Below are 15520 nucleotides of genomic sequence, written 5' to 3' on the forward strand. Positions count from 1 at the left end.
CCCGGGCGGCCGGATAGGATCCCGGACATGACCTCGACCCCGCTCCGCGCCGACGCCGCCCGCAGCCGCGACCGCATCCTGGCGGCGGCCCGCCGCGCCGACCCCAGGGATCTGCGCCTCAACGAGGTGGCCCGCGAGGCGGGGGTGGGCGTGGGCACCGTCTACCGGCACTTCGCCACGGCGCACGCGCTCGTGGAGGAGCTCACCCGGGACGCCCTGCACCGGCTGAACGCGATCGCCCTCGAGGCCGCCGTCGACCCCGACCCGGAGCGCGCCTTCGAGAGCGCGCTGCGCGCCGTGGTGGACCTGCACCTGGAGTCGGGCGGCCTCCAGGCGGTCCTGCTCGCCGAGCAGGACATGAGCCCGGAGATCACCGAGCTCAAGGCCGCCACCTTCGACGGACTGAGCGACGTGCTCGAACGCGCGCAGCGCGCCGGGGTGGTGCGCACCGACCTGTCGGGCGACCGGGTCGAGCGGCTCATCTGCGGGATCGAGTACGCCATCCGCCTCTCGGTCCCGGACGCGGACGCCGACGAACCGGACACGGACGACCGGGCCCTGTTCGTCGACGTCCTCCTCGCCGGCCTCCGCCCCTAGCCACCGCCCCGATCCGCCCCGGCCACTTCAGCCACCCCGAGCACCCGTCACCCCGACTGCCGCAGACACCCCGGTCATTTCGGCAGCCCCGGCCGACTCACTCACCCACGGCCACCTTGCCCGCTCCGATCACCCGCGCCCTCGGCTGCTCCGCCCACGCCAGTCGCCCCAAGAACCCCGGCTGCCCTGCCTGCCCCAGCCATCCCAACCACCTCAGCCAACCCGGCTGCTCCTGCCGTCCTGAGCACCCCGGTCAGCCCGGCTGCCGCGCCCTGGCGACCCGAGCCGCCCCGGGCACCCCGACTGTCCCGAGGCACCCTGCCCACCTCGGCCGCCCCTCCCCCTGCCGCCCCAACTGCCGCAGACACCCCAGTCATCTCGACAGCCCCGGCCGACTCACCCGCCCTGGTCACCCCCGTGCCCTCGGCTGTCCCGACCACGCCAGTCGCCCCAACCGACCCAGCCACCCCGATTGCCCCGAGGGCACCGCCCGCCCCAGCCGACCTGGGCGCCCAGGTCTGCCTGGACAGCGCGGGTGACATGGACGGCCAAGGTGGGCGGTGCGGGGCCGGGTCGGCGCGCGGACGAACGCCCTGGACGGTACTGGGGGCGCGGGCGCAGGGTCGGTGCAGGCGGACGACCCGGCCAGGGGACGGCTCGGCCAGCGCGAACGGCCGGCAGGGGCGAATGGGCCGGGCGGAGGGTGGGGCGGCGCGGGCGGGCGCCCCGACCGGCCGGCCGCCAGGCCGGACGACCGTCCCCGGGAACGAAAGGGCCCCGGAGGGCCGAAGCCGTCCGGGGCCGGGGAATGGCTGCGCGGGCGCCCCTAGAAGGGCGGCATCATCGGCTGCGGCGGGGCCGCCTCCGGGATCAGCAGGAAGGCGGCCGCCCCGGCGAGCACGAACAGCACGCCGACGATGATCCCGACCATGGCGGCCCACTTGGCCCAGGGCCGCGTGGTCGCGGTCCCCAGGAACAGCGACAGCAGCGACGTCACCACGGTGAGCAGGGCCAGCGTGCCGCCCGCGGCGATCTGGATCCGGATCTGGGCGATCTGCTCGGCGGCGATCGGCTCGCCGCCGACCAGGATCATGCTGGTGAGGATCTGCACCAGCTGCCCGGACAGGATGGTCACGGCGAGCAGGGCGACGCCGACGAGCGCGAAGGTCTCGGCGGAGAAGGCGCCCCCGGCCGCGGGCTCAGCGGCGGCGGCCCCGGTGCCCTCCTCGTCGGAGACCTCTCCCTCGTACTGCTCCGACGCGCCGTATTCGGCCTCGGGCGCCTCGGCCACGGCGGTCGCGGGCTCGAAGGTCGGCTGGCCGGCCCCCTCCGGCGCCCGGCCGGTGTCCTCGCGTCCCGTGTTGTCTTCCGGTGTGGTGCTCATCCGGTCACGGTACCCGCGGCACGGTATCGGTAAGACCCGGGAAACGCCTGTTCAACACACTGTTCCGGAGCCGTTCATGACCTTCCGCCGGGCGGGACCGGGCCGAACCCGTCCGCCAGGGCGGTCAGCGCGACCCGCAGCCGGGCGCCCGTCCCGGTGGGCTCGCCGCCGTGCAGGGCCTGCCGCTCGGCCGCCGCGCGCAGGGCCGCGTTCAGCGCGGCGGACCGGACCCGCACGGGGAAGTCGCCGGGGTCGACGCCCACGCGTTCGGCGAGGATCCGCGCGAACACGTCCTCGGCGGCCCGGTGCACGTCCAGCCAGACGGCCATCAGCCCGGGCTCGTGCGGGGTCATGCGGATCAGGGCGGCCACCGGTTCCTCCACCGTCTCCCCGCCCCCGGCGAACGCGCCGACCCGGTCGAGGTGGTCCACCAGCGACAGGTCGGCGGGCCAGCCGCGCAGGTGGTCGGCCATGACCTCCAGTCCGCTGGTGAGCAGCGGCCGGACGCAGCCCTCCTTGTTGGGGAAGTAGCGCCACAGCGTGCGCGTGGAGATGCCGATGGCGCGGGCGATGTCGTCGCCGGTGGTCCCGGCCACGCCCTTGTCCGCGAACAGCTCCATGGCCGCACGGGCGATCTGGAGCCGGATGATCCGCTTGCGCCGCTCGGTCATGGGCGGCCTGCCCTTCGCCACCGCCTCCATCGTCCCCGCCCTCTCCTTCGCCGCCGACACCCGGATCAGCCTATCCCCTATGTCACCAACCGACAAAATGTCACTCAGCGACAAAAAAGACGTAGGATGGCGTGCGCGGCCGGAGGGGCCGCCGTACAGAACGAGGGGGCAGCGATGGAGACGGGTCTCAAGGGCAAAAAGGTCATCGTCACCGGGGGCGGGTCGGGCATCGGCCGCTCCGCGGTCCTGGCCTTCGCCGCCGAGGGCGCGTCGGTCCTGGTGGCCGACATCAACGGGGACGGCGCCCGTTCCGCCGCCGAGGAGGCGCGGGCCGCGGGCGTCGCGGCGCAGGCCGTCGTGGGCGACCTGAGCGCGCCGGAGGTCGTCGCCGAGGTGGTCCGCACCGCCGTGGAGGAGCTGGGCGGCGTCGACGTGCTGGTCAACAATGCGGGGATCATGGACGACATGTCCGCGACCGCCGACGTCGGGGACGAGATGTGGGAGCGGCTGATCCGGGTCAACCTCACCGCCCCGTTCCTGCTCACCCGCGCGGTCCTGCCGATCATGAAGGAGCAGGGGTCGGGGTCGGTCGTGTTCACCGCCTCGGAGGCGTCCCTGCGCGGCGGCGCGTCGGGGACCGCGTACACCGTCTCCAAGCACGGGGTGATGGGGCTGGTGAAGTCGACCGCCGTCATGTACCGCGACCACGGCATCCGGGTGAACGCGGTCGCCCCGGGCGGCACCGCCACCAACATCGCCGTCGGCACTCCGACCAGCGTGGACGGGCCGACCGCCCTGGGCCGGTACGCGAACGGCATCGGCCGGATCGCCGCCGCCGAGGAGCTGGCCGCCGCGATCGTGTTCCTGGCCTCGGACGCCGCGAGCAACGTCAACGGGGCGATCCTGCCGGTCGACAACGGCTGGTCCGCCGTCTGACCCGCGCCCTCCCGAGCCCCGGCCGGGATCCCGGCCGGGGCTCGGGCGCACCCTCCGCCACCGCTTCCCCGCCCCGGAACGGCATCCCGCCCCGGCCGGCGAAAAGCGCACGGTAAAGCGCGAACAAAGCCCCCTTTCCCCGAACTTTACCCGGCGAGACCGACAGGGGCTCGCAGGCCCCTGCACTGCCGCATTCTTTTTCCCCGACCCCCGGCAAGGTCCCGAAAAAGAACATAGGGAACAAAAACCCCAGGGCCCGGCCTTGTCCGCCGCTCTCTCGCATTGCTACATTCACCCCCATGATCGAGCGCCGGGAAACCCACGTGGTCGAGATTCCCAAACTCCTGGTCAGCGTACGCAAAGCAGCGGAAATCCTGGACCTTTCGGAAAGGGTCGTCTACGAACTCTGCTACGCGCGGGAGCTGGAATCGGTGAAGGTCGGCCCGAAGAAGTGGATACGTCGGATCACCTGCGAATCACTCAATCGGTACGTGGAGAAAGCACGAAGAGAATCAGGAATACCTGAACCGCCGCCGGATCGGCACGGACCCCCGAAAAGAGGATTCGAATGAACACCCTCCGAATCAGTTCCGATCGTTCTTCCGAACCCCTCCCCGCGGCTCCGCCCCCGCGGGAACCGTCCTCCGATCCGCTCGCCGCGCCCGCGCGCACCGCCGCGCCCGCCCGGCCGCGGGTGCCCGCACCGCAGCCGGCCCCGCCGGCGCCCCCGGCACCACCCCGGCCGCCCGCCGAACCCCTGTCGGTGAGCGGGCCCCGCAAGGTCATCGTCACCGCGCGGCACATCGCCGCCCTGTTGGAGCGCGAGCCGTCGCTGTGGCCCGGGCTGACCGCGTGCGTCACCGACACCGACGGCCGCATGATCGTGCACTACGCCGTCCTGGCCCCCGGCGGCCCCGAGGCCCCCGCCCCGGCCACGGACCCCGTCGCGCGCTCCGCGGACCCCTCCGCTCCGGCGGGCCCCGCCGACGACACCGCCGACCACGACGAGGACGGCGGCGGAGACCGGCCCGTGCGCGCCCCCTCCCCCGGCCCCGCCACCGGCGCGGTGCCCGCCCGCTGGCGGATGCTGCTGGCCGGGGTGCGCGAGTCGCACCGGGTCCAGGGGCGCGAGCACGTCACCGTGCTGCGCGGCATCTACGCGGGCCTGCCGGTCACCGTGCTGTTCACCGTCCTGGCCTGCGCGTGAACCGGAGCGGACCGCGCTGCGGGCACCACCGCCGCGGCCTCTAGCCCGCCCGCCGGCCCCGACCCGCACCACCCCCGCCCGCCCCGGGCGGGAGACGGCGCCCGGGCACGGGGCGGACACCGCCGGACCGGTCGATCGCGGGGGCGCCGACCGGTCCGCGGCCGTGGGCGGCGGTGGGCCGGGGCCCGCCGCCGCCCACGGCCGCACGGGCGCTCCCCGGGCCGGTTCCACACGCCGTGGAGCCGGGGCGCGGGCGACCGGTGCCCTCCGGGTGCGATAGAGATGGGACGATCCCTTGTCGCCCCCGGGAAGGAACCCGCCGTGCTCCCGCTCGTCGTCGATCCCGTCGACCGGACCGCCCTGGTCTTCGGCGACCGCTCCCTCACCTACCGCGGACTGGCGTCGGCCGCCTCCCGGCTGGCCGCCGAACTGCCCGAGGGCGGGCGGGTCGCCGTCTGGGCGGTGCCGGCCCTGGAGACGTGCGTGGCCGTGGTGGCGGCGGTCCTGGCCGGGGCGGCGGCGGTGCCGCTGAACCCCAGGTCGGGGGCCCGGGAGCTGACGCACATCGTCGACGACAGCACCCCGGACCTGCTGCTGGCCCCGCCCGGCGCCGAACTGCCCGAGGCGCTGCACGGGCTGCGCCGGGTCGACGTGAACGCCTCCCCCGCCCCGGACGCCGCACCGCCGCACCGGGAGTTCAACGAGGAGTCGACGGCGCTGGTCGTCTACACCTCCGGGACCACCGGGGCTCCCAAGGGCGTGCTGCTGCCGCGCCGGGCGGTGACCGCGACCCTGGACGCGCTGGCCCTGGCGTGGTCGTGGACGGACGAGGACGTGCTGGTCCACGCCCTGCCGCTGTTCCACGTGCACGGCCTGGTGCTGGGGGTGCTCGGCCCGCTGCGCCGGGGCGGGACGCTGCACCACACGGGGCGGTTCGAGCCCTCGGCGGTGGCGGCGGCCCTGCGGGGCGGCGGGACCCTGCTGTTCGGGGTGCCGACGATGTACCACCGCCTGGCACTGGCCGTGGGGGAGGACCCGGAGCTGGCCGGGGCCCTGGCGGGGGCGCGCCTGCTGGTGTCGGGGTCGGCGGCGCTGCCGCTGCCCGACCACGAGCGGCTGGCGGCGGCCACCGGGCACCGGGTCGTCGAGCGGTACGGGATGTCGGAGACCCTGATGAACACCTCCGTCCGCCCCGGGGACGGCTCCGCGCCAGGCGGGGTGGGCACCCCGCTGGCTGGGGTGGACCTGCGGCTGGTCGAGGAGGACGGGACGCCGCTGCCGCCGGGCGACCCGGAGGCGGTGGGCGAGGTGCAGGTGCGCGGGCCGAACCTGTTCACCGGCTACCTGAACCGCCCGGAGGCGACGGCCGAGGCGATGACCGCCGACGGCTGGTTCCGCACCGGTGACATGGCGGTGCGCGCGGCGGACGGCTCGGTGCGGCTGGTGGGGCGCAAGAGCACCGACCTGATCAAGAGCGGCGGGTACAAGATCGGCGCCGGGGAGATCGAGAACGTCCTGCTGGCGCACCCGGCGGTGGCGGAGGCGGCGGTGACCGGGGAGCCCGACCCGGACCTGGGCGAGCGGGTGGTGGCCTGGGTGGTGCCCCGGGGCGAGGCCCCCACGCTGGAGGAGCTGGCCGACCTGGTGGCCGCCCAGCTGGCCCCGCACAAGCGGCCGCGCGTCCTGCGCGTGGTGGCGGCGCTGCCCCGCAACGACATGGGCAAGATCCTCAAGCGTTCTCTGGGCGGCTGATGGAGCGCCGCCTGCGCACGCGCTTCCCCGTCGACGACGCCGAGGTGTCGCGGCTGCACGCCGCCGCGTTCGGGCACCCGTACGCGCTCGTGCCCTGGGGCGAGCGGCTGCGGCGGCACAGCCGGTCCTGGGCCGGGGAGTTCCACGACGGGCGCCTGGCCGGGTTCGTGCACGCGGTCTGGGACGGGGGCGGGCACGCGTTCCTGCTGGACGCCGCCGTCGCCCCGGCCGCGCAGCGGCGGGGCGTGGGCGGCCGGGTGGTCGCGGCCCTGGTGGCGGACCTGCGGGACCTGGGCGTGGAATGGGTGCACGTGGACTTCGAGCCGCACCTGGAGGGGTTCTACCGGCGGGCGGGGTTCGGGGGCACCGCGGCGGGCCTGCTCCGCCTACGCTGACCCGGTCCCGGACTCCCGCCCTCCGGCCGCCGGAGCGCCCCCGGCCCGGGGCGGGGCGCACGCCCCTCCCCGGGCGGCCGACCGGACCGGGGCGGCGCCGGCGCGCCTCAGTCGATGGTGAGCTCGCCCATCCGGTCCCAGCCCTCGCCCTCCACGACCCGGCTGACGATCAGCGGGGTCTCGGTGAGCAGCGGCTTCATCGCCGCCAGGCCCTCCCGGAAGTGGTCGCTGTTCACGTGGGCCTCGGCGGCGCCGTCCTTGAAAGCCTCGACGAGCACGAACTCGTTCTCGCGCTCGACGCTGCGGGACCATTCGAACCACAGGTTACCGGGCTCGGCCCGGGTCGCGGCGGTGAAGTCGGCGACCGCGTCGAGGAAGGAGTCCCCGACCTCGGGGCGGACCCGGAACTTGACGACGATGAGGATCATGGCGTGCCTCCTTGCAGGTGGGTGTCTCGGGGCACGCGGTGCGGCCGTGCCCCCCGGCCTCACTCTGGCAGAAACGGGACCCCGCCGAGGACCGCACGGGGCCCGCGCGGGGGTCGTGATCATCACTCGCCCCGGACCGCCCCGCGCCCCGGCACCGACCCCTTAGGGCACCGGCCCGCGCCCCTCAGAGGGTGAGCAGGGTGGAGACCACCGCCAGGGCGGGAGCGGTCCCCTGGACCATGGCGGCGCGCGTCTTGGCGGGGTCGCGGGTGACCAGGACCAGCGCGGCGGCGGCCATGGACCCGGTTCCGGCCAGGATCAGCGCGGTCCCGGCGGCCGGCACCGGACCCCACAGCACCAGCCCGGCGACCGTGACCACGGCCAGGAAGAGGTTGTAGAAACCCTGGTTGTAGGCGAGTTCTCGGGTGGTCTCGGCGTCCTCGGCGGAGATCCCGAACGTTCTGCGGGTGGACGGCGCGGTCCACCGGAACGATTCCAGGACGAAGATGTAGACGTGGACCAGCGCCGCGACGGCGGCCAGGATCACGGTGACGGTCTGCACGGGCACCTCGGGTGTGGGACGGGGACGGTCGCCTCCAGCCTGGCCCGGCCGGCCCGCCGTCGGCGTGCGACACTCCGGTGCCCCGGACCGCACCCACGCCGTCCCCACGCCGCGCCGCCCCATGGCACGCGGCGGCGCGGCGGCCCTGGACGGTGGCCGCCGCGCCGTTCGCTCCCGCGGGGTCAGGGCAGGTGGAAGACCTCCCGCAACGGCACCATGCTCGCGTCCGGGGCCGCCTGGAGCCCCTCGAAGAACGGCGCCATCTCGGCCTGCCAGCGGGCGTTGACCTCGGTGCGGGCCATCAGCTCGCGGGCCCGGTCGAAGTCCTCCGTCTCCAGGTAGCCGATGATGGTGCCGTCCCCGGCGGAGAACAGGGAGTAGTTCCCCCACCCGGCCTCGGTCAGCGCCTCGCGCATCTGCGGCCAGACGTCGGCGTGCCGCTCCTCGTACTCCTCCAGCCGGTCCGGTCGGACCTTCAGCACGAAGCAGATCCGTTGCACGGTCGGCCCTCCCCGCTAGAAGTCGAAGTCGTCGACGTTGTCGGCGTTGAAGACCTGCGGCGGGCCCAGGACGATCTCGCCGTCGGTCTCGAACGTGAACTCGCCCAGCCGCCCGGCGGTGAAGGTCTCCCCCGCCGCGCCGGTGATCTGCCCGGCCTTGAGCGCCGCCCCGGTGTACCCGGCCAGGTAGCCCAGGTCGAGCGGGTTCCACAGCGCGAACTGGTCGACCGTGCCGTCGTGGACGAACTCGCTCATCTGGTTGGGCGTGCCCAGGCCGGTGACGGCGAAGTCGCCCTTGTACTCGGAGTCGCTGATGTAGCGGGCGGCCGCGGCCAGGCCGACGGTGGTCGGGGACACCACGCCGTCCAGGTCGGGGTGGGCCTGGATGAGGCCCTGCATCTCCTGGAAGGACTGGAGGTCGTCGTCGTTGCCGTAGACCACGTCGACCATCTCCAGGTCGGCGTACTCGTCCTCGGCCAGGACCTCCTCCATCGCCTCGATCCAGGCGTTCTGGTTGGTGGCGTTGGGGGTGGCGGACAGGACCGCGAAGGTGCCCTCCCCGCCCAGGTCCTCGGCGATCATCTCGACCAGGGTGCGGCCGACCAGTTCGGTGGAGGACTGGTTGACGAACACGTCGGTGCAGTTGGCGTTGGAGTCGTAGCCGACGATGGCGGCGCCGTTGTCGCGGGCCTCGTTGAGGGCCGGGCAGACCGCGTCGGGGTCGTTGGCGGCGATGACGATGACGTCGCTGCCCGCCTGGCTGGCCGCGTTGATGTACTCCACCTGGGAGTCGGCGGTGGCCTCGGTGCCGCCGCGCTCGGTGGCGGTGCCGCCGAGCTCCTCGACGGCCTCGGTGCCGCCCGTGTTGACGATGTCGAAGAACGGGTTGTTCAGCTGCTTGGGCAGGAAGTCGATCTTGAGGCCCTCGGGGATCTCCGCGTTGGGGTCCGCGGTGCCGGTGGGGCCGCTGCCGCCCGAGTCCTGGGCGTCGTCGATGGTGGTCCCGCCGCAGGCGGCCGTCATCAGGACGGCGGCGAACGCGCAGGCTCCCATGAGGAGGTGGCGGGGACGGTGTGTCATGACTTTTCTCCGTTGAGTGGACGGTCACCGGACACGGCTCCGGTGGGGGGCGCGGGCGAGCGGCGGGAGCGTACCCGGGCCACGATGTTGGGGGTGACGACGGAGGCGATGAGGATCGCGCCGGTGACGACCTGGAGCACGTCGCTGCCGATACCGAACAGCTGGAGGGCATTGCGGATGACGCCGAGCATCAGCACGCCCGACATCACGCCGAGGATCGACCCCACGCCGCCGAAGATGGACACGCCGCCGAGCAGGACCGCGGCGACGACCTGGAGTTCCAGGCCCATGGCGGTGTCGGCCCGGGAGGTGCCGTACTGGAGGGTCCACAGGACGCCCGCGCCGGAGGCGACGGCCCCGCTGAGGGTGAAGAGCCAGAACTTGGTCCACTTCACCGGGACCCCGGTGAACCGGGCGGCCTCGTCGTTGTTGCCGATGTCGTACAGGGACCGGCCGAACGCGGTGGCGTGCAGCGCGACCGCGAACACCAGCGCCATGGCCAGGATCGCGACGGCGATCCACGGCAGCCCCGGGATGCCGAGGAAGGGCTGGCGCACCCCGCTCACCCAGTCCTGCGGGTAGCTGGCCACGGCCCGGTCGCCCAGGAGGACGTAGGCCAGGCCCCGGTACAGGGCCATGGTGCCGATGGTGACGGCCAGGGACGGCAACCCGCAGACGGTGATGAGGAACCCGTTGAGGGCGCCCAGCGCCAGGCCCAGCAGCAGGGCGACGAGGATCGCCGTCTCCAGCGGCGTCCCGGCCTCCCACAGGATGCCCAGGGTGGCGCTGGTCAGGGCCAGGGTGCTGGCCACCGACAGGTCGATCTCGCCGGTGATGACGATGAGCGTCATCGGCAGCGCGATCATGGCGATCGCGGCGATGCTCAGCACCAGGAAATTGATGTTGCGGGCGGTGCCGAACATGTCCACGAACATGACCGCGATCGCCGCGACGACGATGAGCGCGCCCAGGACGGGGAGCCCCTGCGTGGACAGCGCCGACCGGAGCGGGGAGCGCGGCGCGGTGGTCCGCAGCCGTTCCCGGTCGGGGGCGGTGACGGTGTTGTCAGGCGCCACGGGCACCTCCTCCTCGAAGCCTGCGCGCCGTCCGGAGCGCGAGCAGCCGGTCCAGGCCGATGGCGGCGAGGATGAGCACGCCCACGACGGCCTGCTGCCAGAACGGGTTGATCTGCCAGATCGGCAGGGCGGCGGTGATGGTGGTCATCAGGATCCCGCCCAGCACGGCGCCGAAGACGGTGCCCACGCCGCCGGTGAGGGCGACGCCGCCGACCACGGCCGCGGCCACGACCTGGAGTTCCATGCCGGTGCCGACGGTGGAGTCGACGGTGCCGTAGCGGGCGGTGAACAGGACCCCGGCCAGGCCGGCCAGCGCGCCGTTGAGGGCGAAGGCCAGCACGACGCGGCGCCCGGCGGGGATGCCCGACAGGCGGGCGGCCTCGGCGTTGGAGCCGATGGCGTAGAGCTCGCGGCCGCTGCTGTACCGGGACAGGTACACCCCGATGACGATCGCGACGACGATGGCGGCCAGGGCCGGGAGCGGGATCCCCAGCAGGCCGGCCCGGCCCAGCTGGAGGAACCCGGCGGGCAGGTCGGCGGCGTTGATCTGGCGGCCGCCCGCCCACCAGTGGTCCAGGCCCCGGTAAATGTACAGGGTGCCCAGGGTGACGACCAGGGCGGGCACCTTGACGGTGGTCACCAGCAGGCCGTTGAACAGGCCGCACAGCAGGCCGATGGCGACCCCGGTGAGCATGCCGACGGGGACGGGCAGGCCGGGGAAGGCCGCGAACAGCGCGGCGGTTCCGAAGGCCGACAGGCCCAGGACCGACCCGACCGACAGGTCGACGTTGCGGGTGATGAGCACCAGGGACTGGCCGACGGCGAGGATGACCAGGACGGTGGCGCCCAGGAAGAGGTCGCGCACGCCCTGGCTGGACAGGAAACCGGGGTTGTGCGCCCAGGTCGCCGCGATGAGCAGGACGACGGCCAGGAGCACGCCGATCTCGCGGAACTGGCGGCGGGGCCGGGCCGTGCGGCCGCCCTTGCCGGGCGGGGCCCCGGCCGCGGACGCGGGGGCGGTGGCGGGTGCGTGTGTCATGCGGCCTCGCTCGGTCGCTGTCCGGTGGCCGCGTACATGACCGACTCCTCGTCGGCCCGGGCGCGGTCGAGTTCGGCGGTGATGCGGCCCTCGTGCATGACCAGGACCCGGTCGGCCATGCCCAGCACCTCGGGGAGCTCGCTGGAGACCATGACGATGGCCAGGCCCTGCCCGGCCAGGGTCGACAGCAGGCGGTGGACCTCGGCCTTGGTGCCGACGTCGATGCCGCGGGTGGGCTCGTCGATGAACAGCACCCGGGGCTCGGTGGACAGCCACTTGGCCAGCACGACCTTCTGCTGGTTGCCGCCGGAGAGGGTGGAGACGGCGTCGTCGAGGGAGCCGTACTTGAGGCTGAGGCGCTCGCCCCACTCGCGGGCCGCGGCGTGCTCGGCGCGGGCGCCGAGCAGGCCGAAGCGGCTGAGCACGCGGCGGCGGGTGGAGGTGGCGTTGCGGCCGATGGACTCCTCCATGACCAGGCCCTGGTGGCGCCGGTCCTCCGGGACCAGGGCCATGCCCGCGCCGATGGACGCCTTGGGCCGTCCGGCGGGCAGGGGGCTCCCGGCGACGCGGACGCTCCCGGCGTCGTAGCGGTCGACGCCGAAGACGGCGCGGACGACCTCGCTGCGCCCGGCTCCGACGAGCCCGGCCAGGGCGACGATCTCACCGGCCCGTACGGAGAAGGACACGTCGGCGAAGACCCCGGCGCGGGTCAGCCCCTCGACCTCCAGGACGACGTCGCCGTGCTCGGCCTCCTCCTTGGGGTAGAGGCTGGTGACCTCGCGGCCGACCATGCGGCGCACGACGGTGTCGACGTCCAGGTCGGAGGTGGGGTCGCAGGAGACGAACGCGCCGTCGCGGACGACGGTGATGCGGTCGCACAGCGAGAACACCTCGTCGAAGCGGTGCGAGATGAACAGCAGCGCCGACCCGGCGTCGCGCAGGGTGCGGGCGACGGTGAACAGCCGCTCGGCCTCGACCCCGGACAGGGCGGCGGTGGGCTCGTCCATGATGAGCACGCGCGCCCGCCGGGTGAGGGCCTTGGCGATCTCGACCAGCTGCTGGTCGGCGATGGACAGGCCGTTGGCGGGCCGGTCGGGGTCGATGTCGACGCCCAGGCGCGCGAAGGCCTCGGCTGTCTCGGCGCGCATGCGCGCCCTGTCGATGGTGCCCAGGCGGGTGCGGGGCTGGCGGCCGATGAAGATGTTCTCGGCGACGCTGAGGTCGGGGAAGAGCGTGGGCTCCTGGTAGATGACCGCGACCCCGGCGCGCTGGGCGTCGGCGGGGGCGGTGAAGACCGCGGGCTCCCCGTCTGACAGGATCTGCCCGGTGTCCGGGCGGTGCACGCCCGCGATGGTCTTGACCAGGGTGGACTTGCCCGCCCCGTTCTCCCCGACGAGGGCGTGGATCTCTCCCGCGCGCAGTTCCAGGGACAGGCCGCGCAGGGCGCGGACGCTGCCGAAGGACTTGGTGACGTCGACCAGCGCGAGGGGCGGGGGGACCTCCGATGGGTCCACGTGGCCCTCCTTCTCCGGTGCGGGGTCCGCCGGGAGTTTCCCGAAGCACCCCTCAAAAACGTTTTAATATGAAGTGGATGTTAAGTGGCACACACCGGCCAGTCAAGGGGATCACCAAGAAAACCCCAGGTGTCAACCGCATAACGGAACCGGAGCGGACAAGGTGCCACCCTCGGCGCCCGACACCACGGCGACCCTCCGGGGCACTTTCATTGACACGTTTCAATCGCGGTGTGACCATGGGTTCGCAAGCGGTCCCGGCCCGGCCGGGAGCACGCCGATACCATGCGAGGGCCCTCGCCCCCGACCACCACCCGGGAGACCCCCTTGTCCAGCAGTACCCGTCCTTCCCACCCCAAGGTGGGGATCACCGAGGTCGCCAGGCACGCGGGCGTCTCCCCCGGCACCGTCTCCAACGTGCTCAACCGGCCCGAGCGGGTGGCCGCCGGAACCCGGCAGCGGGTGGAGCGGGCGATCGCCGAACTGGATTACGTGCGCAACTCCTCCGGCAGCAGCCTGCGCTCGGGGCGCAGCAGTTCGGTGGGGCTGCTGGTGCTGGACGTGACCAACCCCTTCTTCACCGAGGTCTCGCGCGGGGTGGAGGACGAGGCGGCCACGCAGGGGCTGGCGGTGGTGCTGCTCAACTCCGCCGAGGCGCGCGAGCGCCAGCGCCGCAACATCCGGCTGCTCGCCGAGCAGCGCGCCGCGGGCGCTGTGGTGATGCCCGTCGACGACGACCTGTCCGACCTGCTGTGGCTGCGCCGCCAGGGCACCGCCTGGGTGGCCCTGGACCGGGGCGACGTGGGCGAGGACACGGGGTGCAGCGTCAGCGTGGACAACCTGGCCGGCGGGCTGATCGCCGGCCGCCACCTGATCGGGCTGGGGCACGAGCGGGTGACGTTCCTGTCGGGCCCGTTCTCCATCGAGCAGGTGCGGCTGCGCCACGAGGGGCTGCGGGCCGCCTTCGCGGAGGCCGGGATGGACCCCGACACGTCGGTGCGGCTCGTCGAACGCGGCCAGCTCAACCCGGGGCAGGGCGAGCAGGCCGTGGACGAGGTGCTGGCGGGCGGGCCCCGCCAGCGCCCGGGCGCGGTGCTGTGCGCCAACGACCAGCTGGCCCTGGGGCTGATGAAGGGCCTGGGGCGGCGCGGGCTGCGGGTGCCCGACGACATCTCGGTGATGGGGTACGACGACGTCGACTTCGCCGACCTGATCCACCCGGGGCTGACCACGATCGCCCAGCCCAAGTACGACCTGGGTCGGGCGGCGATGCGGCTGCTCAACTCGGAGCTGGACGACCCCGAGCACCGGCACGAACGGCTGCTGTTCACCCCGGAGCTGGTGGTGCGGGGCTCGACCGCCGCCCACCGCACCGCCTGACCCTGCCGGGGCGGGACGGGGCGCGGGCCCGGCGGGGGACGGGGCACCGGCGGATTGTGCGGGGGCAGGCCCGGGGCCCGCCGGAACACCGTCGCCGAGCGCCGACGGTCCGCGCGGGAACGGTCCCGGCTCCCGCCAGGACACCGTCCAGAAGCCCCGGCGGACCGCGCGGGCGCGGGCCCGGCTCCCATCAGGACATCGCCCAGAAGGGCCGAAGGACCGTACCGGCGCGGACGTGGACCCGGCTCCCCCAGGACACCGCGGGGAAGGAGCGGCGAACCGTGCGCGTGCAGGGACCCGCACGGGAAAGGACGGAACCCCTTCAGGGGAACAGCGCGCGCAGGCGGTCGGAGCACTCGCGGTAGAGGTCGACGGGGTCGACCTCCTCCCCCGCCGCGGTCCGCTCGCCCCACCGCTCCCACGTGGTGCGCCACACGGCGACGGCGATCTCGGCCACCAGCAGCGCGGCCGTGGGGTCCAGGTCCGCGGGGGGAGCGCTCAGCCGTTCGCGCAGCCGGGTGATGAGGGCCTTCTCCCGGGCGGCCGCCAGGACGAGCAGCTCGGGCTCGCGGGCGAACAGCAGCGCGACCCGGCGGTGCTCGCGCAGCTCGGGGTCGTCGGCGGCCAGGGCCAGGGCCGTGGCCCGCTCGATGTGGCGCAGGGTCCCGGCAGGGTCCCCCGCAGGCGGCTCCAGCTCCTCGACCATCCGCGCCAGCCGGTGGTGGCCGGGCAGCCCGGCCTGCTCTTTGGTCTCGAAATGGCGGAAGAACGTGCGCTGGGAGACCCCGGCGCGCTCGGCGATCTGCTGGACCGTCGTCTCACGGACCCCCTGCTCCTCGAAGAGGTCCAGGGCCGCCTCGTGGATCTCCCGGTGCGTGGCCAGACGGCGCCGGGTGCGCAGGTCGCGGGGGTCGTCGGTCATCTGCACATCCTGGCACAGGGCGCGGAACGTGGTGAGCATCACCCACAGTTATGGCAGTTTCTGCCAACATGGCAGTA

The 15520-nt window shown here is 73.9% G+C and carries 17 protein-coding genes; 7 read left to right on the top strand and 10 right to left on the bottom strand.

The features are described from left to right. Positions 1 to 27: 27 nt before the first annotated feature. Positions 28 to 597 (top strand): TetR/AcrR family transcriptional regulator, encoded by a 570-nt coding sequence (locus tag K1J57_RS27390; RefSeq protein WP_220561596.1) that lies wholly within the window; start codon positions 28 to 30, stop codon positions 595 to 597. 826 nt (positions 598 to 1423) lie between these two features. On the opposite strand, the gene K1J57_RS27395 is transcribed toward K1J57_RS27390, so the two are convergent. Both K1J57_RS27395 and K1J57_RS27400 read right to left on the bottom strand, forming a co-directional pair. After that, positions 1424 to 1981: a hypothetical protein gene (locus tag K1J57_RS27395; RefSeq protein ID WP_220561597.1), complete on the bottom strand. Its 558-nt coding sequence runs from the start codon at positions 1979 to 1981 to the stop codon at positions 1424 to 1426. Positions 1982 to 2055: 74 nt separating this feature from the next. Then, a complete protein-coding gene (locus K1J57_RS27400; RefSeq protein ID WP_370634529.1) occupies positions 2056 to 2712 on the bottom strand; it encodes a TetR/AcrR family transcriptional regulator in 657 nt (218 codons plus the stop codon). Between the two features lie 114 nt (positions 2713 to 2826). Between K1J57_RS27400 and K1J57_RS27405 the strand changes: the two genes are divergently transcribed. The 5 genes from K1J57_RS27405 to K1J57_RS27425 all read left to right on the top strand — a co-directional run bounded on the left by K1J57_RS27405 (position 2827) and on the right by K1J57_RS27425 (position 6942). Next, positions 2827 to 3588, top strand: coding sequence for an SDR family NAD(P)-dependent oxidoreductase (locus K1J57_RS27405; RefSeq protein ID WP_220561598.1), 762 nt, complete (start codon positions 2827 to 2829; stop codon positions 3586 to 3588). A gap of 299 nt (positions 3589 to 3887) precedes the next feature. Continuing rightward, the gene (locus K1J57_RS27410; RefSeq protein WP_220561599.1) at positions 3888 to 4160 is read left to right on the top strand and encodes a helix-turn-helix domain-containing protein; all 273 of its coding nucleotides are present in this window, start codon (positions 3888 to 3890) and stop codon (positions 4158 to 4160) included. Between the two features lie 191 nt (positions 4161 to 4351). Continuing rightward, on the top strand, positions 4352 to 4795 hold the full coding sequence (locus K1J57_RS27415; RefSeq protein ID WP_220561600.1) for a hypothetical protein: 444 nt from the start codon (positions 4352 to 4354) through the stop codon (positions 4793 to 4795). A 321-nt stretch (positions 4796 to 5116) separates the two neighbouring features. Then, positions 5117 to 6547 (top strand): acyl-CoA synthetase, encoded by a 1431-nt coding sequence (locus tag K1J57_RS27420; protein WP_220561601.1) that lies wholly within the window; start codon positions 5117 to 5119, stop codon positions 6545 to 6547. Further along, positions 6547 to 6942 (top strand): GNAT family N-acetyltransferase, encoded by a 396-nt coding sequence (locus tag K1J57_RS27425; RefSeq protein ID WP_220561602.1) that lies wholly within the window; start codon positions 6547 to 6549, stop codon positions 6940 to 6942. Before K1J57_RS27420 ends, K1J57_RS27425 begins: the two co-directional genes overlap by 1 nt. Positions 6943 to 7049: 107 nt before the next feature. Here the strand turns inward: K1J57_RS27425 and K1J57_RS27430 are convergent, their stop codons facing one another. The 7 genes from K1J57_RS27430 to K1J57_RS27460 all read right to left on the bottom strand — a co-directional run bounded on the left by K1J57_RS27430 (position 7050) and on the right by K1J57_RS27460 (position 13141). After that, positions 7050 to 7370 (bottom strand): putative quinol monooxygenase, encoded by a 321-nt coding sequence (locus K1J57_RS27430; protein ID WP_220561603.1) that lies wholly within the window; start codon positions 7368 to 7370, stop codon positions 7050 to 7052. Between the two features lie 184 nt (positions 7371 to 7554). Next, positions 7555 to 7932, bottom strand: coding sequence for a DUF1304 domain-containing protein (locus tag K1J57_RS27435; RefSeq protein ID WP_220561604.1), 378 nt, complete (start codon positions 7930 to 7932; stop codon positions 7555 to 7557). 182 nt (positions 7933 to 8114) lie between these two features. Then, on the bottom strand, positions 8115 to 8432 hold the full coding sequence (locus K1J57_RS27440) for an L-rhamnose mutarotase (protein WP_220561605.1): 318 nt from the start codon (positions 8430 to 8432) through the stop codon (positions 8115 to 8117). A 15-nt stretch (positions 8433 to 8447) separates the two neighbouring features. Beyond that, the gene (gene rhaS, locus K1J57_RS27445) at positions 8448 to 9512 is read right to left on the bottom strand and encodes a rhamnose ABC transporter substrate-binding protein (RefSeq protein WP_220561606.1); all 1065 of its coding nucleotides are present in this window, start codon (positions 9510 to 9512) and stop codon (positions 8448 to 8450) included. Further along, the gene (locus tag K1J57_RS27450; protein ID WP_220561607.1) at positions 9509 to 10594 is read right to left on the bottom strand and encodes an ABC transporter permease; all 1086 of its coding nucleotides are present in this window, start codon (positions 10592 to 10594) and stop codon (positions 9509 to 9511) included. Before K1J57_RS27450 ends, rhaS begins: the two co-directional genes overlap by 4 nt. After that, positions 10578 to 11627 (bottom strand): ABC transporter permease, encoded by a 1050-nt coding sequence (locus K1J57_RS27455; protein ID WP_220561608.1) that lies wholly within the window; start codon positions 11625 to 11627, stop codon positions 10578 to 10580. Before K1J57_RS27455 ends, K1J57_RS27450 begins: the two co-directional genes overlap by 17 nt. Next, the gene (locus K1J57_RS27460) at positions 11624 to 13141 is read right to left on the bottom strand and encodes a sugar ABC transporter ATP-binding protein (RefSeq protein WP_220561609.1); all 1518 of its coding nucleotides are present in this window, start codon (positions 13139 to 13141) and stop codon (positions 11624 to 11626) included. Before K1J57_RS27460 ends, K1J57_RS27455 begins: the two co-directional genes overlap by 4 nt. Positions 13142 to 13468: 327 nt before the next feature. Here K1J57_RS27460 and K1J57_RS27465 point away from each other — a divergent pair, with 327 nt between their 5' ends. After that, positions 13469 to 14521, top strand: coding sequence for a LacI family DNA-binding transcriptional regulator (locus K1J57_RS27465; RefSeq protein WP_255646638.1), 1053 nt, complete (start codon positions 13469 to 13471; stop codon positions 14519 to 14521). A gap of 322 nt (positions 14522 to 14843) precedes the next feature. Here the strand turns inward: K1J57_RS27465 and K1J57_RS27470 are convergent, their stop codons facing one another. Beyond that, positions 14844 to 15482 (bottom strand): TetR/AcrR family transcriptional regulator, encoded by a 639-nt coding sequence (locus K1J57_RS27470; protein WP_255646639.1) that lies wholly within the window; start codon positions 15480 to 15482, stop codon positions 14844 to 14846. Positions 15483 to 15520 lie beyond the last annotated feature (38 nt).

It is taken from the genome of Nocardiopsis sp. MT53 (assembly GCF_019598965.1).
Taxonomy (GTDB): Bacteria; Actinomycetota; Actinomycetes; order Streptosporangiales; family Streptosporangiaceae; genus Nocardiopsis; species Nocardiopsis changdeensis.

Excerpts from the sequence above, each read along its gene's own strand:
- K1J57_RS27390 (WP_220561596.1), top strand. The coding sequence starts at position 28 with ATGACCTCGACCCCGCTCCGCGCCGACGCCGCCCGCAGCCGCGACCGC.
- K1J57_RS27395 (WP_220561597.1), bottom strand. The coding sequence starts at position 1,981 with ATGAGCACCACACCGGAAGACAACACGGGACGCGAGGACACCGGCCGG.
- K1J57_RS27405 (WP_220561598.1), top strand. The coding sequence starts at position 2,827 with ATGGAGACGGGTCTCAAGGGCAAAAAGGTCATCGTCACCGGGGGCGGG.
- K1J57_RS27410 (WP_220561599.1), top strand. The coding sequence starts at position 3,888 with ATGATCGAGCGCCGGGAAACCCACGTGGTCGAGATTCCCAAACTCCTG.
- K1J57_RS27425 (WP_220561602.1), top strand. The coding sequence starts at position 6,547 with ATGGAGCGCCGCCTGCGCACGCGCTTCCCCGTCGACGACGCCGAGGTG.
- K1J57_RS27430 (WP_220561603.1), bottom strand. The coding sequence starts at position 7,370 with ATGATCCTCATCGTCGTCAAGTTCCGGGTCCGCCCCGAGGTCGGGGAC.
- rhaS (WP_220561606.1), bottom strand. The coding sequence starts at position 9,512 with ATGACACACCGTCCCCGCCACCTCCTCATGGGAGCCTGCGCGTTCGCC.
- K1J57_RS27455 (WP_220561608.1), bottom strand. The coding sequence starts at position 11,627 with ATGACACACGCACCCGCCACCGCCCCCGCGTCCGCGGCCGGGGCCCCG.
- K1J57_RS27470 (WP_255646639.1), bottom strand. The coding sequence starts at position 15,482 with ATGCTCACCACGTTCCGCGCCCTGTGCCAGGATGTGCAGATGACCGAC.